Annotated in this window: 19 protein-coding genes; 9 read left to right on the top strand and 10 right to left on the bottom strand. The window is 68.5% G+C overall.

What is annotated here, in order from left to right; translation table 11 throughout:
• Positions 1-62 precede the first annotated feature (62 nt).
• The 6 genes from CJ197_RS12455 to CJ197_RS12430 form a co-directional block, all read right to left on the bottom strand.
• Positions 63-1,001 (bottom strand): aldose 1-epimerase family protein, encoded by a 939-nt coding sequence (locus CJ197_RS12455; RefSeq protein WP_102237066.1) that lies wholly within the window; start codon positions 999-1,001, stop codon positions 63-65.
• Positions 998-1,813: an LUD domain-containing protein gene (locus tag CJ197_RS12450; protein ID WP_102237065.1), complete on the bottom strand. Its 816-nt coding sequence runs from the start codon at positions 1,811-1,813 to the stop codon at positions 998-1,000. The genes CJ197_RS12455 and CJ197_RS12450 overlap by 4 nt, the downstream gene beginning before the upstream one ends.
• A complete protein-coding gene (locus CJ197_RS12445) occupies positions 1,810-3,417 on the bottom strand; it encodes a lactate utilization protein B (RefSeq protein ID WP_102237064.1) in 1,608 nt (535 codons plus the stop codon). The genes CJ197_RS12450 and CJ197_RS12445 overlap by 4 nt, the downstream gene beginning before the upstream one ends.
• Complete coding sequence (locus tag CJ197_RS12440) at positions 3,414-4,208, bottom strand: (Fe-S)-binding protein (RefSeq protein ID WP_102237063.1); 795 nt, start codon at positions 4,206-4,208, stop codon at positions 3,414-3,416. The genes CJ197_RS12445 and CJ197_RS12440 overlap by 4 nt, the downstream gene beginning before the upstream one ends.
• A gap of 53 nt (positions 4,209-4,261) precedes the next feature.
• Positions 4,262-5,743 carry a malate:quinone oxidoreductase gene (locus CJ197_RS12435; RefSeq protein WP_102237062.1) on the bottom strand — a complete coding sequence of 494 codons (1,482 nt, stop codon included), beginning with the start codon at positions 5,741-5,743 and terminating at the stop codon, positions 4,262-4,264.
• Between the two features lie 114 nt (positions 5,744-5,857).
• Positions 5,858-6,547: a DUF624 domain-containing protein gene (locus CJ197_RS12430; protein ID WP_102237061.1), complete on the bottom strand. Its 690-nt coding sequence runs from the start codon at positions 6,545-6,547 to the stop codon at positions 5,858-5,860.
• Positions 6,548-6,719: 172 nt separating this feature from the next.
• On the opposite strand from CJ197_RS12430, the gene CJ197_RS12425 reads away from it, so the two are divergent.
• Both CJ197_RS12425 and CJ197_RS15225 read left to right on the top strand, forming a co-directional pair.
• Positions 6,720-7,910 carry an alpha-L-fucosidase gene (locus CJ197_RS12425; protein WP_233190929.1) on the top strand — a complete coding sequence of 397 codons (1,191 nt, stop codon included), beginning with the start codon at positions 6,720-6,722 and terminating at the stop codon, positions 7,908-7,910.
• Between the two features lie 48 nt (positions 7,911-7,958).
• Complete coding sequence (locus CJ197_RS15225; protein WP_158239494.1) at positions 7,959-8,129, top strand: hypothetical protein; 171 nt, start codon at positions 7,959-7,961, stop codon at positions 8,127-8,129.
• 460 nt (positions 8,130-8,589) lie between these two features.
• Here the strand turns inward: CJ197_RS15225 and CJ197_RS14940 are convergent, their stop codons facing one another.
• From CJ197_RS14940 to CJ197_RS12410, 3 genes are read right to left on the bottom strand one after another with little or no spacing between them, the layout of a single operon-like run.
• Positions 8,590-10,353: a twin-arginine translocation signal domain-containing protein gene (locus CJ197_RS14940; RefSeq protein WP_146007777.1), complete on the bottom strand. Its 1,764-nt coding sequence runs from the start codon at positions 10,351-10,353 to the stop codon at positions 8,590-8,592.
• Between the two features lie 57 nt (positions 10,354-10,410).
• Positions 10,411-11,421: a sugar ABC transporter permease gene (locus tag CJ197_RS12415; protein ID WP_102237059.1), complete on the bottom strand. Its 1,011-nt coding sequence runs from the start codon at positions 11,419-11,421 to the stop codon at positions 10,411-10,413.
• Between the two features lie 4 nt (positions 11,422-11,425).
• The gene (locus CJ197_RS12410; protein ID WP_102237058.1) at positions 11,426-12,388 is read right to left on the bottom strand and encodes a carbohydrate ABC transporter permease; all 963 of its coding nucleotides are present in this window, start codon (positions 12,386-12,388) and stop codon (positions 11,426-11,428) included.
• 351 nt (positions 12,389-12,739) lie between these two features.
• Between CJ197_RS12410 and CJ197_RS12405 the strand changes: the two genes are divergently transcribed.
• The 4 genes from CJ197_RS12405 to CJ197_RS12390 are packed head-to-tail and all read left to right on the top strand — an operon-like array spanning position 12,740 to position 16,293.
• Positions 12,740-14,062 (top strand): enolase C-terminal domain-like protein, encoded by a 1,323-nt coding sequence (locus tag CJ197_RS12405; protein WP_233190928.1) that lies wholly within the window; start codon positions 12,740-12,742, stop codon positions 14,060-14,062.
• A 56-nt stretch (positions 14,063-14,118) separates the two neighbouring features.
• Positions 14,119-14,469, top strand: coding sequence for an L-rhamnose mutarotase (locus CJ197_RS12400; RefSeq protein ID WP_102237056.1), 351 nt, complete (start codon positions 14,119-14,121; stop codon positions 14,467-14,469).
• The gene (locus CJ197_RS12395) at positions 14,466-15,401 is read left to right on the top strand and encodes an aldo/keto reductase (protein ID WP_102237055.1); all 936 of its coding nucleotides are present in this window, start codon (positions 14,466-14,468) and stop codon (positions 15,399-15,401) included. Before CJ197_RS12400 ends, CJ197_RS12395 begins: the two co-directional genes overlap by 4 nt.
• The gene (locus CJ197_RS12390; RefSeq protein WP_102237054.1) at positions 15,394-16,293 is read left to right on the top strand and encodes an amidohydrolase; all 900 of its coding nucleotides are present in this window, start codon (positions 15,394-15,396) and stop codon (positions 16,291-16,293) included. Before CJ197_RS12395 ends, CJ197_RS12390 begins: the two co-directional genes overlap by 8 nt.
• Before the next feature lie 44 nt (positions 16,294-16,337).
• Here CJ197_RS12390 and CJ197_RS12385 read toward each other — a convergent pair whose 3' ends face one another.
• Positions 16,338-17,033, bottom strand: coding sequence for a FadR/GntR family transcriptional regulator (locus CJ197_RS12385; RefSeq protein WP_102237102.1), 696 nt, complete (start codon positions 17,031-17,033; stop codon positions 16,338-16,340).
• Between the two features lie 215 nt (positions 17,034-17,248).
• Here CJ197_RS12385 and CJ197_RS12380 point away from each other — a divergent pair, with 215 nt between their 5' ends.
• The 3 genes from CJ197_RS12380 (at position 17,249) to CJ197_RS12370 (ending at position 21,200) form a co-directional block, all read left to right on the top strand.
• On the top strand, positions 17,249-19,840 hold the full coding sequence (locus CJ197_RS12380) for an ATP-dependent Clp protease ATP-binding subunit (RefSeq protein WP_102237053.1): 2,592 nt from the start codon (positions 17,249-17,251) through the stop codon (positions 19,838-19,840).
• An 89-nt stretch (positions 19,841-19,929) separates the two neighbouring features.
• A complete protein-coding gene (locus tag CJ197_RS12375) occupies positions 19,930-20,667 on the top strand; it encodes a DedA family protein (protein ID WP_102237052.1) in 738 nt (245 codons plus the stop codon).
• Positions 20,664-21,200, top strand: coding sequence for an amino-acid N-acetyltransferase (locus CJ197_RS12370; RefSeq protein ID WP_199173929.1), 537 nt, complete (start codon positions 20,664-20,666; stop codon positions 21,198-21,200). Before CJ197_RS12375 ends, CJ197_RS12370 begins: the two co-directional genes overlap by 4 nt.
• The last annotated feature ends 12 nt before the right edge of the window (positions 21,201-21,212 follow it).

Below are 21,212 nucleotides of genomic sequence, written 5' to 3'. Positions count from 1 at the left end.
CTGGCGGCCTGAGCACTCACCCCAGTGCTGACGCGCCGCAGCGCCGCACGTGCGCTGGGGGCTCACCAGCCGCGAATGCTCCAGGACGCCTCGTGCTCACCGCCGGGGGCCAGGCGCACCACATCGATGCCGCTGCGGAAGGCATCGGGCGGGCAGGTCATCGGCTCCACGGCCAGACCCAGACGATGATGCTCCGGCTCGGGTCGATCGGCCGTGTGCAGCTGCAGCCACGGGCACTCCTCCCCGGCCGTCAGCTCTACGCCGGTGCCGCCGGGAGCGGTGACGGTGACACGCCAGAGCCCCTGCGCATCACGGGCCAGACCGGTGAAGGCGTGGTCGATCTCCTGGGCGCCGATCACGCGGCCCGCGGAGAAGTCGAACTCACTGCCCGGGGTGACGTCCGCCGTGCCGGTGGGCAGCAGACGATCCGCGGTCACCTCGAGCACCTGCCCGGCGGTGACCTGCAGGGTCCACGTATCGAGCGCTTCGGGGCCGGCGACCAGGTAGGGGTGGGGGCACGTGCCAAAGGGGGCATCCGCCGCGCCGATGTTCCGTGCGGTCACCGACGTGGTCAGGCCCGCCTCAGGATCCAGGGCGTGGTGCACCGTCAGCAGCAGGTGGAAGGGATACCCGGTGGTGGGATACAGCTCACTGCGCAGCACCACCTCGTCCTCGGCGAGGGTCACAGGGGCGAAAGGCTGGAAGGAGATCAGGCCGTGCAGGGCATTGCCGCGCTCCACCTCGGTGATCGGGGTCTGCAGCTCCTGACCGTCCCACGTGTACCGGCCATCGCCGATCCGGTTGGGCCATGGAGCGATGACCGCGCCGCGATAGAACAGCATCGGCCCCGTCTCGGGGTTGCGCACCAGCAGATCCCGGCCGCCCACGGTGAGGGACTCGACCGTGGCGCCGAGCGTGGAGATCTCCGCGCGATACTCCCCGGCCTCGAGGGTCAGGAGGTTCCCGCGGGAGCGTGCCGCGGCGGTCTCGTGTTCGGTCATGCGTCCTGCTCCTTCGCAGTGGGGTGGTGCGGCGTGCTCTTCTGGGCGGGCGGCTTCTTCCCGGCAGGCTTTGGCTCTGCGCCAGGCTCCGGCTCTGCAGCAGGGTTCGGCTCCGGGGCGGGCTCGATGAGCACCACGTCCAGGCGGCGCGGCCCATGCACGCCCTCGACGCGGCTGAGCTCGATGTCGCTCGTGGCCGAGGGGCCGGAGACCAGCGTCCACGGCGCCGTGGGATCCTCCCCCATGCGCTCGATGGCCTTCGGGACGCCGAGCACCACCTGATCAGCCTCGACCACGACCACGTGATGGTCCGGGATGAGGGTGATCGCGCGGCGGCCGCCGCGCCCATCGGCGCGCAGCACGAGCGTGCCGGTGATCGCGATCGCCGTGTGGCAGCCGGTGAGGACGGCATCGACCTGGTCGAGCTCGCGCGGGGAGGCGGTGCCGTCGTCGGTGGTGACCGTGGCCGTGAGCTGCTCGGTCCACGGCGTGGGCAGTCCGCCCGGCACGACGATGCTGCGCGCCCCCTCCAGGGCGCGGGCGATGGTCTCGCCCGCCTGCTCGGGTGTGGTGCGGTGGACGGTCGCGGTGTAGTCCTCGAGCCGGTCGATGAGCACAGCGCGGACCTTCGCGGGATCGGTGGAGACCTCCTGGCGGTCATCGGCCCGCTGGTAGGTGCGCGGCACATCGTCCGCCTCGGTCACCGCATCGTGGCGCGGCACCGCGAGGGCGGTGCGCAGCCGTCCGAGGATCTCCTCTTTCGCACTCGTCCCGGGGGTGCGGGTGGGGCGGCGGTCCTGCCAGCTGCTCATGCCTGCTCCTCGCTGTCGCGGCCCTCCGCCGGCCCTGCCGACGCCGCCTGCTCCGCGGATCCTGTCGAGCCGTCCGACTCTGTCGCCTGCTGCGCCGCCGCCGGGGCGGGGCGGTTCTTCCACCAGCTACGGAATGATGGGCCCGGCTGCGGCAGATCACGGTGGTCGGTCCAGCCGGTCACGAGCGGCACGATCTTCGGCAGCCTGCCGATGGTCGTGCCGGGCAGCATTCCGGTCAGCGGCCCGGCGGAACGGACCGCGATGTCGTAGGCGCGCGGGGAGCTCATGAGCTTCCCGGCTCCCTGCAGCGCCCGGTCCCAGGGGGAGCGGAATTCGCCGCGGGTGGCGCGGCGACGGTCCACGTCCTTGGCCCGCAGATGCACCAGGATCGAGGGGAAGTCGATCTTCACCGGGCACACATCCGAGCAGGCCCCGCACAGGCTCGAGGCATAGGGGAGTGCGGCCGAGGGGTCGTCGGTGCCGATCGTTCCGGTCATCTGCGGGGTGAGGATCGCGCCGATCGGGCCGGGATAGGTGGAACCGTAGGCATGTCCGCCGGTGCGCGAATACACGGGGCACACGTTCAGGCAGGCGGAGCAGCGGATGCAGTGCAGGGCGCTGCGGCCCTCGGGATCGGCGAGCACGGCGGAGCGACCGTTGTCCAGCAGCACCAGGTGGAACTCCTGCGGGCCATCCCCCTCGTGCACGCCGGTGAACAGCGTGGTGTACGGGTTCATCCGCTCGCCGGTGGAGGAGCGCGGCAGCAGCTGCAGGAACACCTCGAGATCCTCGAACGTGGGGATGATCTTCTCGATCCCCACCACGGAGATGAGGGTCCGCGGCAGCGTCAGGCACATCCGGCCGTTGCCCTCGGACTCCACGACCGCGAGGGTCCCGGTCTCGGCGACGGCGAAGTTCGCCCCGGAGATCGCCACCGAGCCGGGCATATCCAGGAACTTCTCACGCAGGAAGCGGCGGGCCGCCTCGGCGAGCTCCGCGGGGTCATCGGTGATCGAGGGATCCAGGTCCGGCATGGCCGCCAGGAAGATCTCGCGGATCTCGGCGCGGTTGCGGTGGATCGCGGGCACCAGGATGTGGGAGGGGGTGTCCTCAGCGAGCTGCACGATGAGCTCGGCGAGATCCGATTCGATCGCGCGGATCCCCGCCGCGGCGAGGGTCTCGTTCAGCGCGATCTCCTGGGTGGCCATCGACTTGACCTTCAGCACCTCGGCGGCGCCACGCTCAAGCACCAGGGAGGTGACGATCTCTCCGGCTTCCTCGGCGTCGCGCGCCCAGTGCACGACGCCACCGGCGGCTGTGACCTTCTCCTCCAGCTGTTCCAGCAGCTCCGGCAGATGGTCGGTGACCTGCCACTTCAGGGCGCTGCCGGCGCTGCGGAGCTTCTGCCAGTCCCGCATCTCGCGCACCACGGCGGCGCGCTTGGCGAGGATCGTCTCGGTGGCGTGCGCGAGGTTCGCCCGCTGCGTCGAGTTCTGCAGATCCTCCCGCGCGGCATCGGGGAACAGGCGCTCGCCCCGCAGATGCGAGGACGGCGAGGCGTGCTGGGGGCGGAAGGTCGGAATGCCCAGATCGACGGTGCTCATGAGGCCCTCCCGAGGATGGTGTCCGCGGGGACGAACGGCTGCTCGCGGGTGGAGGCGAGGATCTGCGCCAGATGGATGGCACGCGGCCCGCTGCTGCCATGGCCGGTGCGTTGCAGTTTTCCGCCGATGTTCATCAGGCACGAAGCGTCCCCGGCCACCACGTACTCTGCGCCGCTGGCCACGACGTTGCTGGCCTTATCGGTGACCATCGCATCGCTCGTGGCGTCGTTCTTCACCGAGAAGGTGCCGCCGAAGCCGCAGCAGGTATCGGAGCTTGGCAGGTTCTTCACCTCGATGCCCTCCACGGCGCGCAGCAGCTTCAGCGGGCGCGGCCCCACTTTGAGGAACCGCATGGAGTGGCAGGTGGGGTGGTAGGTCACCGAGTGCGGGAAGTACGCCCCCACGTCGGTCACCTTCAGCACGTCCACGAGCAGCTCGGAGAGTTCGTAGGTCTTCGCCGCGACCCGTGCCGCACGCTCCTCGAGCTGGGCGTCTCCTTCGTGGCGGGCCACGAGGGCGTGCTGGTCGCGCACGCAGCCGGTGCAGGACCCCGAGGGCATGACGATCGCATCGACCTCTTCGAGGGCCGGCTCGAAGGTGTCCACGAAGGAGCGCACCACCGGGGCGGCTTCCGTGTAGTAGCCGGAGTTGGTGTGCATCTGCCCGCAGCAGGTCTGGCGCTCATCGAACACCACCTCGTGGCCGAGCCGCTCCAGCAGCAGCACGGTGGAGCGCGCCACATCGGGCGCCATCACATCCACCAGGCAGGTGGTCATCAGGGAGATCCGCATCCGTGCTCCTCACAGTCGGGGGTTGCGCTCTCAGGTGGGCGGCGTTGCTGCGATCAGTGCTCCAGGCCCAGCGCCGCGGCAGTGTGTTCGAGGGTGCGATGGGCCAGCTCGCGGTCCGCGGAGAGGTCTGTGCCCCAGGAGGGCACCATCTGGGTGATCTGCGGGCGCCAGCGCTCGATCCGCTCGGGGAACATCGTCTCCAGCAGCCGCAGCATGATGGAGGTGGCGGTGGAGGCGCCGGGGGAGGCGCCGAGCATCCCGCCGATCGACCCATCGGCCGCGGTGATCAGCTGCGTGCCGAACTGCAGCACCCCGTGCTTGGTCTTGTCCGGGGCGATCACCTGCACCCGCTGTCCGGCGGTGATCTGCTCCCAGTCCGATTCCTCGGCGGAGGGCATGTACTCCAGCAGCGCCGTGAAGCGCTGATGCCGCGTGGCGGCGAGCTGAGAGCCCAGGTACACCATGAGGTCCAGGTTCGGCGGGGCGACGGCCATCATGTGGGTGACGTTGCTGGGCTTCACGGACTGAAGCAGGTCCGTCCAGCGTCCGGTCTTGAGGAACTTCGGGGTCCAGCCGGCGTAGGGGCCGAACAGCAGGGAACGTTCGCCGTTCACATAACGGGTGTCCAGGTGGGGGACCGACATGGGCGGGGCGCCGACGGCGGCCTTGCCGTACACCTTCGCGTCGTGCCGAGCAATTACCTCAGGGTTCGTGCATCGCAGCCACTGCCCGGAGATGGGGAAGCCGCCGAAGCCGCGGATCTCCTCGATCCCGGAGCGCTGCAGCAGCGGCAGGGCGTAGCCGCCGGCGCCGACGAACACGAACGGTGCCCGGACGACGTGCATGTCACCGCTCGAGGTGGAGCGGGCCATGACGCCCCAGTCGGAGCCCATGCGTCGCAGGTCCACCACCTCGGTGGAGGTCTTCACGGTGGTACCAGCGCGTTCGGCGAAGGCGAGCATCTCGCGGGTGAGCGACCCGAAGTCCACATCGGTGCCGTCGGGGGAGCGGGTGGCGGCGATCGACTCGGTGACTGGGCGGCCGTCGCTGACCAGCGGCGCCCAGGCGGCCAGCTGCGCGTGCTCGGTGGTGAACTCCATGCGGTCGAATAGGGGGTTCGCCACCAGTGCCTCGTGGCGCCGTCGCAGGTAGTCCGCGTTCTCCAGGCCGTGCACGAAGCTCATATGCGGCACGGTGTGGATGAAGGAGGAGGGATCGCCGATGCGGTCGTTCTCCACCAGGTGGGCCCAGAACTGGCGGGAGACCTGGAACTGCTCGTTGATGGAGATCGCCTTGGCGGGGCTGACGGAGCCGTCCACGTCCTGCGGGGTGTAGTTCAGCTCGCACAGTGCGCTGTGGCCGGTGCCGGCGTTGTTCCAGGCATCGGAGGACTCCGCGCCCAGCTGATCCAGGCGCTCCAGGACCACCACGTTCCAGTCGGGCTCAAGCTCCGTGAGCATCGCGGCGAGGGTGGCGCTCGCGATCCCGCCGCCGATCAGCACCGCATCAGCGCGGCTCACGTCCAGATGGGTCATCTCTCTCCGTTCGCTGCTCGTCACCGGGCGTCCATGACGCCCCGGGCGGTCATGTGCACCAGCGTATCCCTCCGCCGCGGGACCACGGGCGCGGCTGCACCGTGGGTTCGGTGTTCAGCTGCGCGCGCGGGCATTCGCCCGCGCGGTCGCGGCGAGGTCCTCGAGTAGGACCTCCAGGTGCAGGCTCAGCAGCCACACGGCGATCCGTACCGCGACCGCCGCACCGAACAGCAGGGCGAGCGGCGGTGCCACGGTGCACAGCGCTGTCCACGCCACCAGCAGCAGGATGAGGCCGATGAACCGCAGTGGCACCATCGCGGGCAGCAGCAGGGCGAGCCTCCAGGAGGTGATGAGGTCCTGCCGACGGGTGCGCGGCACGACGGCGAGGATCGCGAGAGACACGGTGGACCAGGCGGCGCTGATCACCGCAGCCCCAGACAGCAGCAGGGCGGGAACCGAGCCGGGCACGCCGCCGCCCATGATGATCCACAGCATGGCCAGCGCCCCCGCCTGCACGATCAGCAGCGGCAGCATGCGCAGGTTCGCGGGTGCGAACTCCCGCTTCCAGCTGTCCCACATCAGCGGCAGTACGCGCACGCGCGCGCCGTGCCGGGCGGCGAGGAACGCATCTCCGGCAGCGGCGGTGGCCGGGGCAATGCCCAGCACCACCGCACCCAGCAGGGTCAGCAGCAGCCAGGTCAGCTGGATACGGACGGCGAGGAGCAACGCGTCGATCGCTTCATTGGCGCGCAGCACCCACGTCGGAACCTGGGAAGGGCCGGGGCGCGCGTCGGGGGAAGGCATGCGGACCAGCGTAGCCCGCGGGCACCGGTGAGCTTCCCACGATGAGGCCCTCCGCTTCCCTAAACACCCGATCTTTGGTGAAATGGTGCGCATGGACTTTCCGCCGCTTCGTCCGACGCCCGCGCAGCTCACTTGGCAACGTGACGGGCTCGGCGTCTTCTTCCATGTGGGTGTGAACACCTTCGCCGGGGTCGAATGGTCCGATGGGACGCTCCCGGCGTCGAGCTTCAATCCCAGTGACCTGGACGCCGATGAGTGGGTGCGCACCGCCCGCGACCTCGGCGCACGGTACGTCGTGCTGACCGCGAAGCACCATGACGGCTTCTGCCTGTGGCCCACCGCCACCACGGACTACTCCGTCGCCTCCTCCCCGTGGCGAGACGGGAAGGGAGACCTTGTCGCCGAGGTCGCCGATGCCGCCCGTCGGCACGGGGTGAAGCTCGGGCTGTACCTGTCGCCCTGGGACCGCCACGCCCCCGAGTATGACGATCCTGCGCGGTACGACGAGTTCTACCTGCGCCAGCTGCGGGAGCTGTGCACGAACTACGGAGAGCTGTGCGAGCTGTGGTTCGACGGCGCTGGCTCCGCGGGCCGTGAATACGACTGGGAGTCGATCGGCGCGCTCATCGACGAGCTGCAGCCGGGCGCCATGGTGTTCAACATGGGGCCGGCCACCATCCGCTGGGTGGGCAATGAGGACGGTCTGGCCGCCGACCCGGTCCACTACGTGACCACCTCCACTGACCTCAACAACTATGACGAGGACGTGCTGGAGACCGCCGAGGCGCGCTACCTCCCGCCGGAGTGCGATGTGTCGCTGCGCCGTGGCTGGTTCTGGCAGGAGGGGGAGGAGCCCAAATCCCTCGCGCACCTGCTCGCCATCCACGACCGTTCGATCGGCCTGGGCGCGAACCTGCTGCTGAACATCCCACCGGATCCGCGCGGACGGATCGACCCGGAGGATGCGGCGCGAGTGGCGGAGTTCGCTGCTGCGCTCGAGGCTCGCTTCGGGTCCCCGACCGAGGGGACGGTGCGGCAAGAAGGCAACTCGGTCCGCATCGATCTCGGCGGGGAGCAGACCTTCGACCACATCGAGCTCGTTGAGCGCCTCGAGGACGGGCAGCGTGTGAGCGCGCATCGAGTGCTGCATGAGGACGGCACCGTCCTCGCCTCCGGCGGCACCATCGGGGTGCGCCGCATCCACCGGCTCGAACAGCCCGTGCGCGCCGCCGAGCTGCGCGTTGAGCTTGAGGGCGACAGCCCCGTGCTCGAGGCCGCGCGGGTGCACGACGCGACCGGCGCCCCGGTGCCCGATGCCGACATCGCCTACCGCGCCACCACTGAGCGGCCCGACGCTGCCTGAGCGGCGCGGCGCGACGTCCGCGCGCAGCAGCGGGACGAGCTGCGCGATGTGTTTCACGAGCTGCTCGGAGTAGTTCTCCTCGTCTCCGAAGCAGTAGGTGAACAGATCATCGGCGCGCTCGAGCTGGTGACCGGTGAGGATCCGGTCGGGGAGCGGCTCGCTGCCATCGAGATGGACTCCGCGTGGCTGACCACGGGCTCTCCGGCAGACCCTCCATGAGCTCCTCGTGCCACAACGGCGTGTCGTACCAGGTGGGGTCAGTGAACCCGGAACAGCGGAACAGCTCGGGTGAGGGTGCCGAGCCCATGTGCTCCTGCATCACCCGGGCACTGTGACGCAGTCCACGGCGCAGGAAGACCCGGTCCGGACGGCTCAGCGCCGACGGGGATCATCCTGCTGCGGGGCGCGGCCCCGGGGCGGCCGTGGCCGCTACGCGGCCGGTGAGCGCGAGGAGGAGGCTTGCGGTTGCGGCACCCAGGACGCTGCGTCGGCTCGGCCGCACCGCGGCGGGCTCTGCGGACCGCGGACGCGCTGCACTGCTCGTCATCGATGGTGTGTTCATGATCGACCCTTCGTTCATCGTGACTGTTCTTCTGCATCTGTCAGCATCAGAACCGACAGCGGGGCCGGGGATCGTCCATCGGCGGGCGATCACCGGCCCCGGTCCCGTTCCAGACGATCACGCCTGGTTGTCGTAGGCCTCCTGATAGATCTGCACGAGGCTGTCCACGCCGACCGTCTTGGCCTTCTCCACGTAGGCCTGCCAGTCCGCGTCCTTGGTCATGTCTGAACTGCCGGTGGCGAGGGCCGCGTAGGTCTGCTGGAGGTGCTGAACGACATTCGTCTCCAGCTCACCGATCTGCGCCGACTGCTCCATGTCGTAAGCCATCGTGGGCACCACCAGGTCCTTGGGGATCTGGTACGGATCGTAAGCCACACCGGCTTCGTAGAGCGACGGTTCGACCGAGCCAGAATCCGGCGTGACCGCCTCGCCATGGCGCTGGTCCTGGGACTTGAAGAAGGGGCCCCATTCCCACCAGCCCTGGTTCGCCACGTCCTCACCGGCGTCCAGCACCTCGTACAGAGCCTGCTCGCCGTCGATCCCCGTGAGATCGGTGTCGGCGAAGTCCCAGCCCTTGCCCTGCTCGCCGCGGCCCATCGAAATTGTCAGGGTCAGTTCGAACTGATAGTCCGCCCAGCGGATCATCTGGACGGGATCGGGACAGGAATTCGTGATCACGAAGTTCGGAGAGCCGACCTGGTTCCAGGCCCAATCGACGGTGCGGACCCCGGAAGGACCCTCCATGGGCGGCAGCGGCTTCATCACCGAGCCGACGCCCTTCGGATCCTTGAAGTCCACGGAAGAAGCGAAATCACCTTGCGAGTTCCCGTAGACCACGCCGAGCTGCGGGCCCTCCGGGTCATCGCCCAGGCGCTGCAGCTGCTCTGCCGTGAGCGACATGATGTCCTTGGAGAAATGTCCCTTGGCGAACTGCTCCTGAATCCAGATCATTCCCTCGCGATAGGCATCCTCCGTCGGACCCCAGACGATCTTCCCATCGCGCAGCAGCGTATGGGTGCTGGTGGCCTCGGTGAACGCGCCCATGAAGAACGTGAACAGGTTCATCATCGTGTCCGACTTGGTCACCACCAGCGGGGCATCCGGAACCTTCGAGGAACTCTTCCATTCGGCCAGCAGGGCATCGAAGTCTTCCAGCGTCTCAGGGACAGAAGCACCGACGGCATCCAGCCACGTCGTGTTGTACCAGGTGCGCACGCTCCCGATCTTGCAGTGGTAGCAGTCATTCATCGAGGGGACCGCGTACAGCTTCCCGTCAGGGGCGGTGAAGTTCGTGCGCATGTCCGGGAACAGCTCGAACATCTCGCGGATGTGCGGGGCATGCTCATCGATCAGCTTGTCCAGCGGTAGGAACAACCCCTGCTGGCCGTAGACGGCAACCTGCGACACGGAGAACAGTCCCATCCCGGTCATCAGAGCATGCGGTAGATCACCGCCGGAGAGCATGGCGTTCACAGTGGTCACGCCGTCATCCCCCAGGGGGACAGGCTGGTAGGAGACCTTGACCCCGGTCTTCTCTTCTAGCAGGTTCGCGTAGTAGTTGGTCTCGTAGTCGAGCTCAGGGATGGTGCGCCCCAGCACGGTGAACTCGGTCTCGCCGTCGCCGAAGGGCTCCAGCTCCCTGGCCTTGGGGCCCTTGTATTCAGGGGCGTAGTTCACGCCCTCGATCTCCGGGCCCAGCTCGACCTGGGGAGAGGCACTGCCAGGCTCGTAGTCGTCCTCGCCGACGATGTCAGGGTCTGCCCCCTTGTCCCCACCACAGGCAGACAGGACGGAAGGTAGAGCGACGGCTGCGGCGCCCACAGCGCCGGCCCGGGTTATAAATCCGCGTCGGGAGACGGAACGACGGTTTTTCGTGGTCATGAGGGGCTCACTTCCTTGTGGATGGTGCGGATTGGGTGGGGCGATGTGCCAGCGCTGTCAGAACAGCCCCGTCTTGGTGATGCGACGGGCCAGATAGTTGACTGTGATCAGGAGGACCAGAGCGATGACGCTGCGGAAGAGTCCGATAGCGGTCGCATAGCTGTACTGCGGGATGGGACTGTTTAGACCCACCTCGTAGACGTAGGTATCGATGACCTGGGAGGTGGTGAGGTTCAGCTGGTTCTGCATCAGCAGGACCTTCTCGAAGCCAACGCTCATGATCGAGCCGACCGCGAGGATCATGAGCACAACGGCGATCGGCAGGATCGCGGGCAGGTCGATATGCCAGATGCGGCGCAGATGCGAGGCGCCGTCGACCTTGGCCGCCTCGTGCAGCTCCGGGGGCACCGAGGAAAGCGCGGCGAGGTAAATGATCGCGCTAAAGCCTGCGGTCTGCCAGACGCCGGACCACACGTAGGTATGGCGGAACCACCCGGGGTCGGTGAGGAAATCCGGCGGAGAGATGCCGAGCAAGCTGATGAAGTGGGGGACGATTCCGGTACGCGGGTCCAGCAGCATGACCATGATGCCGACTACGACGACAACGGAGATGAAGTTCGGCGCGTACGTGATGAGCTGGACCACGCGGGAGAAGTACTTCTGCCGGACCGCGTTGAGAGCCAGGGCCAGGAGAATCGGGATCGGGGTGCCGACCAGGAGCTCGTAAAAGGCTAGGACGATCGTGTTCCACAGCAGCCGGGTGAAGTTGTAGCTGGTGACGAAGCGCTCGATGTGCTTCAGCCCTACCCAATCGGAACCGGTGAGACCACCGACGGGCGTGTAGTCCCGGAACGCGATCTGAATCCCGTACATCGGCCAGTAGGCAAAGATGATCACCCAGGCCACGGCGGGTATGAGCAGAAGGTAGAGCTGCCAGCTGGAGGCCAGACGCCGGGCGAGGGGAACCTTCCGCTGTCCCTTGAGGACGGGACTCCGCTTCTTCTTCTTTGCGGTGTCGTCATCGAACCGCAGCTGATCGACGAAGTTTCCCTGGTCAGTGGTGGTCATGTTCTCAACCCTTCAGAGAGCCGATCATCATGCCCTTGACGAAGTGCTTCTGCACGAACGGGTAGGCGATGAGGGGCGGGACGGAGGCGATGATGATGAGCGCGTACTTCAGCTGGGCGGCCAGGCGCTGCATCTCGAGCACCTGCTCGGGACTGATGCCCGGGACACGACTGGGATCGAAGGTGTTGCCCAGCAGGATGTTCCGCATCACCAGCTGCAGCGGGTACAGCGAGTCATCGGTGAGGTAGATCAGGGCGTTGAAGTAGGAGTTCCAGGTCGCCACGCCGTACAGCAGCAGGTTCACCGCGATGATCGGTTTGCTCAGCGGCACGGCGATCTGCGCGAAGAAGCGCAGGTCGCTTGCCCCATCGATGCGGGAGCATTCGAGCAGTTCGTGCGGGATGGTGGTCTGGAAGAAGGTTCTCGTGACGATCAGCTGCCAGACGCTCACCGCGCCGGGCAGGATCATCGCCCAGATCGTGTTGATCATCCCCAGATCTCGCACCACCAGGTAGGTGGGGATCATGCCGCCGGAGAACATCATGGTGAGGATGAACAGGAACGTCACCGGTCCGCGTCCCCACAGGTCTGCGCGGGAGAGCGCGTAGCCGCCAGTGAGGGTCACAAAGGTGCCGATCAGCATCGCGGACCCGGAATACAGCAGGGAGTTTAGGAACCCGCGGGTGATGTCGGGATACTCCAGCACCGCCTCGTAAGCACCGACGGAGAATCCCACGGGCCACAGCCACATCTCGCCGGAGGACACGGCCTGCGGATCCGAGAGCGATGCGCTGATGATGTAGATGAACGGGTAGACGATCGTCAGCGTGAACAGTGTCAGGAGCACGATGAGGACGACGTTGAGTACGCGGTCCGAGCGTGGATCGCGGATCCGCCGGGGGGTGGCGGAGTGCGCGGCGCTCTTTCCCGCGGTCGCCGGGGTCTCGGCTCGCGAAGCGATGGACATGGAAGCCCCTTCCTAGCCTCATCTTCGAGGAACAGTGGGACCATCGTGAGCAATGGTCGGAGGTCTGTCAACCGGACATCGGATGACAATCCCGTCACAGCTGGGAGCGGGGGGAGCGCGATAGCTACCTTGAACTGCGCGTCTGAGGCGCGCGTTGATCCGGTTGCGACCTGGATGGAGGCGCGTACGTCGGAGGTGTCGGCGTGCAGGCTGCGCTGCTTGCATTCCAATCCTCCGACTTCTACTGTGGTTGAAACATCGGAGGACTCGATGTGGGTCCTGCGAGCGGTGACTCGTGCTCAGAGTGGAGCACTGCACCTGTCCGATGATCCCGTGAGTCAAGGAGCCCCCGTGTCCACCACCTCCACCATCACCGAGCTGCGGGTGCGCGACGTCCGCTTCCCCACCTCGCGAGACCTCTCCGGATCGGACGCGATGAACCCGGACCCGGACTACTCGGCGGCCTACGTGGAGCTGCACACGAGCGACGGCGACCACGGCGATGGCCTGGTGTTCACCATCGGCCGCGGCAATGACGTGCAGTGCGCAGCGATCGAGGCGCTCGCTGGTCACGTGGTGGGCCGCGACGTCGAGGAGCTGCTCGCGGACCTCGGAGGTTTCTCCCGCGAGCTCATGGGCGATTCGCAGCTGCGCTGGCTGGGGCCCGGCAAGGGCGTCATGCACATGGCCATCGGCGCGGTGGTCAACGCCGCGTTCGACCTGCGTGCCCGCCGCGAGGGGAAGCCACTGTGGCTGCTGCTGGCCGAGCTGTCGCCCAAGGAACTGGTGGACCTCGTGGACCTCCGCTACCTCGGCGATGCACTGACCCGTGAGGAGGCGCTCGAGATTCTCGAGCGCGCCCAGGACGGCAAAGCCGAACGCATCGCCCACCTGCTCGAGCATGGCGTTCCCGCCTACACCACCACGCCGGGGTGGCTCGGCTACAGCGATGAGAAGCTGCGGCGCCTGCTGCACGAGGCCCGCGCGGAGGGCTTCGGGATGGTGAAGCTCAAGGTGGGCGCAGACCTCGAGGACGATGTGCGGAGGATGCGCATCGCCCGCCAGGAGATGGGGCCGGGGTACCCGATCGCGACTGACGCGAACCAGCGCTGGGGCGTCGAGGAGGCGATCACCTGGATGCGGCACCTGGCCGAGTTCGAACCCGCCTGGATCGAGGAGCCCACCAGCCCCGACGATCTCCTCGCCCATGCCGCGATCCGTCGGGGCGTGGCGCCGGTGCCGGTCGCCACCGGCGAGATGATGCAGAACGCGATCCTCGCCAAGCAGTTCCTGCAGGCAGGCGCCCTGGACGTACTGCAGCTGGACGCCACGCGCGTGGGCGGGGTGTGCGAGAACCTCGCCATTCTGCTGCTCGCCGCGAAGTTCGACGTGCCCGTGTGCCCGCATGCGGGCGGCGTGGGGCTGTGCGAGCTGGTCCAGCACTACGCCTTCCTGGACGCGGCCGCCATCGGCGGGGAGCGGTCCGAGCGAGTCATCGAGTACGTGGACCATCTCCACGAGCACTTCGAGGACCCCGTCGAGATCGTGGACGGCGCCTACCAGGCGCCCCGTCGGCCCGGATCCGGCGCCCGCATGCACGACGCCTCGATCACCGCGCATCTCTTCCCCGACGGCGCGGTGTGGCAGGATCCCGCCGACCGCACCGCAGCCTGAACTCCCGCAGCTTCGAGAGCACGACCACGAGACCGCGACGCACGAGGAGACCCCCGATGGAGACCATCGCCCTGCACACCCGCATCGCCGCCGGCCACGAAGCCGACTACGTGCGCGAGCACCAGCAGATCCCCGCCGACCTCGACCCAGCGATGCGCCGCGCCGGCGTGCAGTCCTGGCGGATCTGGCGCGACGGCCGCGACCTGTTCCACCTGGTGGAGGTCGAGGACTACACCGCCATGCGCCGCGCCCTCGCCGCGGATCCCGCCAATCAGCGCTGGCAGGAGCACATCAACCAGTTCCTCGAGGTCGCTGACTCCTATGACGGTGACGACCATGGCATCGAGCACGTGTGGTCCCTGCCCGAGCAGCCGCCCGCCCCGCAGGGCCCGGAGGCGGGCCAGTGAGCCGGGCGCCCGTCCTGCCGCAGCTCGGCTTCGGAGCCGCGCAGCTGGGGAACCTCTACCGCGTCACCACCGACGCAGAAGCCCGTGGCGCCGTCGAGACCGCGTGGGAGGGCGGAATCCGGCTGTTCGACACCGCCCCGCACTACGGCATCGGTACCTCCGAACAGCGACTCGGGGCGCTCCTCAAGCCCTACCCGCGTGATGAGTACCTGCTGTCCACCAAGGTGGGACGTCTGCTGCTGCCCGGTCCCGGGGACGGCGACGACATGGCCCACGACTTCTCGGTGCCGAACCATCACGTGCGCGCCTGGGACATGAGTGAGACCGGCATCCGCCGCAGCCACGCCGAATCCCTCGAGCGCCTGGGACTCGAGCGCGTGGACATCCTCTACCTGCACGACCCCGAGGAGGGCCCCACCGAACAGGCCTTCGCCGAGGCCCTGCCCACTCTCGCCGCGATGCGGGAAGAGGGGCTGATCAGCCACGTCGGCGTCGGCTCGAAGGACGCGGCCATCCTCACCCGCGCGGTGCGCACCGGGCTGTGCGACGTCATCATGCTCTCCGGCCGCTACACCCTGCTCGAACAGCCCGCCGCCGCCGAGCTGCTGCCCGCCTGCCTCGAGCACGACGTGCAGGTCGTTGCCGTCAGCGTGTTCAACTCCGGGATCCTCGCCCGCGCCGAAGTGAGTGACGACGCCCGCTACGAGTACAGCGCCGCCTCCGCGCCGCTGCTCGCCCGCGCCCGTGCCCTCGCAGACCTCGCCCGGGCCCATGGCGTCGAGCTGCCGGACCTGGCCGTGCAGTATCCGCTGCGTCACCCGGCGATCAGCTCCGTGGTGCTCGGCATGCGCACTCCCGAGCAGGTGCGCCAGAACATCGCCCGCGCCCGCCGCCCGATTCCCGCGCAGCTGTGGGAGCAGATCGATGCGTGAAGACATCCCCGCCGCCCCGCCTGCCACCGGTACCACCGACGCCCATCTGCACCTGTGGAACCTCGACGGACCCGGCTACGGCTGGCTCGAGGGCGCACCCGCGGCCCTGCGCCGCAGCGCCACCTGGGAGGAGGCCGCACCGCAGCTCACCGCTCTCGACGTCACCCGCGCGGTGCTCGTCCAGGCCGATGACACCCTCGCCGACACCCAGGCCATGCAGGCCGCGGCGGCGCGCATCGAAGCGGATGACACTCCGATCAGGCGGGCCGACGTGGTGGCCTGGCTGCCGCTCGAGCGGCCCGCACAGCTTGCCGAGCTGCTCGCCGACCCGTCGGCCCTTACCCATGTGGTGGGGGTGCGCCAGCTGATCCACGACCACCCCGATCCCGGGTACCTGGACCGGCCCGCGGTGCGGGAGTCCCTAGCCCGGCTCGCCGCGGCGGGTCTGCCGCTGGATGTGCCCGATGCCTACCCGCGCCACCTCGTCCAGGCCGCGGAGGTGGCAGACGCCGTCGAGGGCCTTGTGATCGTCCTCGACCACCTGGGCAAACCGCCGTTCGGCGACGGTGAGGCGATGGGGCGGTGGGAGCGCCAGCTGCGCGATCTCGCCCACCGGCCGCATACGGTCGCCAAGCTCTCCGGGCTTGCGACGAGCGGCATCGGCGCCGAGCAGGCCCCGCATGATCTGCGCCGCGCCGTCGACGTGGCACTCGAGCACTTCGGCCCGGAGCGCCTGCTGTGGGGCAGTGACTGGCCGATCGCCCCGCAGCCCTTTGACCTCGCGGCGGGCACGACCGCGCTGCGGGATCTCATCGGGCAGCTTGAGCTCACCGAGCAGACGCAGATTCTCCGCGGCACCGCCGAGCGGATCTACCGCCGCGTGGGGGACTGATGCGGTGGGCGCGTCCCGGGTTCAGAGGGGCGCGCCCCGCGTGATCACTCGGGCACCGCAGCGTTCTTGAGCACCCAGCTCTCGACCGCCCCGATATGCGCCGCCGCATGCACGCGCGCCAAATCCGCGCGGCCAGCGCGCAGCGCATCCAGGATCCGCCGATGCTCCGCCAGCGTGGTCTCCACCGCCGAGCCCTCCGTGAGCCCGCGCCAGACGCGGGCGCGCGCGGTCGCCGAAGCCAGGCCCTCCAGCAGCGAGACCAGGTAGGCGTTCGGGCAGCGCGAGGTGATCAGCTGGTGGAAGGCGATATCGGCCTCCACCAGCTCCTCCACGCTCGAATGCTCACTCAGATCCACCATCAACTGCTCGAGCTGCTCGAAATCCGCGACCTCCAGATGCGGGCAGGCCTGCTCCACCGCGGTGGGCTCCAGCAGACGCCGCACCTCCAGCACATGCTCCTCCCCGGACCCGCGGTGCAGATCCAGCACGAACGCCAACGACTCCACCAGCAGGCTCGGGGCCAGCGAGGTGACGTAGGTGCCATCGCCCTGGCGCACATCCAGCACCCGGATCACCGACAGTGCCTTGACCGCCTCGCGCAGGGAGTTGCGGCTCACCCCGATCCGCTCAGCCAGCTCCTTCTCCGGCACCAGGCGATCCCCCGGGCCCAGCTCGCCGCTGACGATCATCTCCTTGATCGCGTCGATCGCGCGGTCCGTCACAGCATGCGGTGTCGACATCATTGCCTTCCTCCCCGCCCGGTGCGCCCGCGCCGGTCAACCATGGTCCGATGCTAAACGACACCCGCCCCGGTGCGCCGGGACGGGTGTCGCGAGATAGAGGCGGCAGGGGAGCGTCGCGCAGGGCGCCGGGTCACGCCCGCGGCGAACACCGGGGCTTTGGCGGGGGAAAGCCGCGTACCCTCGATCCATCACCACCACGGATGGGGAGGACCATGTTCGAACGCTTCACCGACCGGGCCCGTCGCGTCGTCGTCCTGGCGCAGGACGAGGCCAGGCTGCTGAACCACAACTACATCGGCACCGAGCACATCCTGCTGGGCCTGATCCACGAGAACGAAGGCGTGGGCGCGAAGGCGCTCGAGGCCCTCGGGGTGAGCCTCGATGCCGTGCGCGAGCAGGTCCGCGACATCATCGGCGAGGGCAACCAGACTCCCTCGGGCCACATCCCCTTCACCCCGCGCGCCAAGAAGGTGCTCGAGCTGTCCCTGCGCGAGGCGCTGCAGCTGGGCCACAACTACATCGGCACCGAGCACATCCTGTTGGGCCTGCTGCGTGAGGGCGAGGGCACCGCGGTCAAGGTCCTCTCGCGCCTGAAGGCCGAACCGTCGGCCGTGCGCCAGGAGGTCATCGAGCGTCTCTCGGGCTACCAGGGCAAGGAACCGGCCACCGCCGGCGGTCCCCCGGAGGGGCAGCCCTCGGGGTCGCTCGTGCTGGATCAGTTCGGCCGCAACCTCACGCAGGCCGCCCGCGACGGCAAGCTCGACCCGGTGATCGGGCGCGAGATGGAGGGCGAGCGGGTCATGCAGGTGCTCTCCCGCCGCACCAAGAACAACCCGGTGCTGATCGGCGAGCCCGGCGTGGGCAAGTCCGCCGTGGTCGAGGGCCTGGCCCAGTCGATCGTGGCCGGGGACGTGCCGGAGACACTCAAGGACAAGCAGCTGTACACGCTGGACCTGGGATCCCTCGTGGCCGGCTCCCGCTACCGCGGCGACTTCGAGGAACGGCTCAAGAAGGTCCTCAAGGAGATCCGTACCCGCGGGGACATCATCCTGTTCATCGATGAGATCCACACCCTCGTGGGCGCCGGCGCGGCGGAGGGCGCGATCGACGCCGCCAGCATCCTCAAGCCCATGCTGGCCCGCGGTGAGCTGCAGACCATCGGCGCGACCACGCTCGAGGAGTACCGCAAGCACATCGAGAAGGATGCGGCGCTCGAGCGGCGCTTCCAGCCCATCCAGGTGGAGCAGCCCTCCGTGGCGCTGACCATCGAGATCCTCAAGGGCCTGCGGGACCGCTACGAGGCGCACCACAAGGTGACCATCACCGACGGGGCGCTGGTCTCCGCTGCGAACCTCGCCGACCGCTACGTCAACGACCGCTTCCTGCCGGACAAGGCGATCGACCTGATCGATGAGGCCGGGGCGCGCCTGCGCATCCGTCGCCTCACCGCGCCGCCGGAGCTCAAGGAGTACGACGCCAAGATCGAGCAGGCGCGTACGAAGAAGGAAGAGGCGATCGACGGGCAGAACTTCGAGCTCGCCGCTTCGCTGCGCGATGAGGAGCAAACCCTCAAGACTGAGCGGGACGAGAAGGAGAAGGCCTGGCGCCACGGCGAATCCGATGCGGTCACCACCGTGACCGAAGAGGTCATCGCCGAGGTCCTCGCCGCCTCCACCGGCATCCCGATCGTGAAGCTCACCGAGGAGGAGTCCTCGCGCCTGCTGCACATGGAGGACGAGCTGCACAAGCGCGTCATCGGCCAGGACGAGGCGATCAAGGCCGTCTCCCGGGCGATCCGCCGCACCCGCGCAGGTCTGAAGGACCCCAAGCGCCCCGGCGGCTCGTTCATCTTCGCCGGCCCCACCGGCGTGGGGAAGACGGAGCTCGCCAAGGCGCTCGCGGAGTTCCTGTTCGGCGACGAGGACGCCCTCATCCAGCTGGACATGTCCGAGTTCGGCGAGAAGCACACCGCCTCGCGTCTGTTCGGCTCCCCGCCCGGCTACGTCGGCTACGACGAGGGCGGCCAGCTCACCGAGAAGGTGCGCCGCAAGCCATTCTCCGTGGTGCTGTTCGACGAGGTGGAGAAGGCCCACGTGGACATCTTCAACTCCCTGCTGCAGATCCTCGAGGACGGCCGCCTGACGGACTCGCAGGGCCGCCTGGTGGACTTCAAGAACACCATCATCATCATGACCACGAACCTCGGCACCCGGGACATCGCCAAGGGCGTGTCCATGGGCTTCACCGCCGGTGGGGACCTCTCCACCGACTACGAGCGGATGAAGTCCAAGGTGCATGAGGAGCTCAAGCAGCACTTCAAGCCCGAGTTCCTCAACCGCGTGGATGACATCGTGGTGTTCCCGCAGCTGTCCCACGCCGAGATCGTGCAGATCGTGGACCTGGAGATCGCCAAGCTCTCCCACCGCCTGGACGACAAGGACATGTCCCTCACCCTCACCCCGGCCGCACAGAACCTGCTGGCCGACAAGGGCTACGACCCGGTGCTGGGGGCGCGGCCGCTGCGCCGCACCATCCAGCGGGACATCGAGGACCTGCTCTCCGAGCGCATCCTGTTCGGCCAGGTCCAGGTGGGCGATGAGATCGTCGTGGACGCCGAGGGGGAGGCGCCGCTGGGCGAGCTCACCTTCGCCCGCCGCGGCAAGGACGGCCAGCTGACCGAGATCTCCGAGGAGATCGATATCCAGTCCATGACCCAGGCCCGCGCGGAGGACGCCACCCACGCCGATGGCGAGGCGGCCCCCACCGCCCCGGAGGCCGAGGACGCCGAGTCCGGGGCCCGCTGATCCCGGACTGCTGACCCGGGCCGCCCCGCTGCCCGCGCAGAATGGGGCGCCCGGGTCCGCGCGGACTCGTCGCGCGAGGAGGTGAGGACATGGACCGGCTGCTATCGCTGAGCTCGGTGCTTGAGGAATGGATCCTCCAGGTGGCCGACGCCTGGTGGGTGCATCTGGTCGTGTACCTCTTCGCGGCCCTGGACGGGTTCTTCCCCACGGTGCCCAGCGAATCCACGATCGTCACCCTGTCCTCCCTGTGGGCCAGCTCCGGGGAGCCGATGATCTGGCTGGTGGCCCTCGCCGCCTGGGCCGGTGCGTTCACCGGCGACAACCTGGGTTACCTCATCGGCCGGAAGATCGGCTGGCGGCGCTTCCGCTTCCTGCGCGACGGCAAGGGCCGGCGGGCCGTAGAGGCCGCCGAGCGAGGACTGGAGCGCCGCGCCCTGCTGTTTCTCATGACCGCCCGCTACATCCCTTTCGGCCGCACGGCGGTGAATCTCGTGGCCGGGGCGGTCCGGTATCCGCACCGCCAGTTCTGGCACCGCTCGCTGCTGTCCACCTTCGTGTGGGCGGTCTACTCATGTGTGATCGGCGCGGTGGCCGGCTCCTGGTTCGAGCACAATCACCTGCTGGCCATCACCGTGGCGCTGATCGCGGCGGTGATCATCGCGCTGGTCGTGGAACGCCTGGTGACGGCCCTGCACAAGTGGCTGGATCGCCGCGCCGAACGTCGCGAGACGGCGGCAAAGGAGGATGACGCCGCGTCGGAGCAGCCGGGTACGCGCGGATCTGACAGCAGCAGCGTGAACGCGCAACCGCATCAGGAGCGGGTATGACCGGCGCTCCGATGGACGACACAGCGCGCCGCGAGATCATGATCCGCCCTGCACTGCCCCGGGACGTACGCGGCATCAACGCCCTCGTCGAGCCCCTCGCGCATGAGGGGATCCTGCTGGGCAAGGATCTGGTGTCCTTCTACGAAGCCGTCCAGGAGTTCCTGGTGGCCGTCGACCCCGAGGGCGAGGTGGTGGGCTGCGGCGCCCTGCACGTGATGTGGGAGGACCTCGCCGAGGTACGGACCCTCGCGGTGCATGCGTCCCAGCGGGGCACGGGCCTCGGGCATCGGATGCTCGAGGAGCTGCTGCAGCGTGCCCGCGGGCTCGAGCTCAGCCGCGTGTTCTGCCTGACCTTCGAGGTCGACTTCTTCTCCCGGCACGGCTTCGAGGAGATGGGAGAGCAGCTGGGCCCCGAGCTGTATCTGCAGCTGCTGCGCTCCCCGGATGAGGGCATCGCCGAGTTCCTGGATCTCGCCCGGGTCAAGCCCAACACCCTGGGCAATACGCGGATGATGCGGCGCCTCGACGGCTGAGAGCGCGCAGGG

The sequence above is a fragment of the Brachybacterium sp. UMB0905 genome, assembly GCF_002871795.1.
GTDB lineage: Bacteria > Actinomycetota > Actinomycetes > Actinomycetales > Dermabacteraceae > Brachybacterium.
Note: the sequence above shows the minus strand (reverse complement) of the source record. Positions and strands in the feature narration are given on the sequence as shown.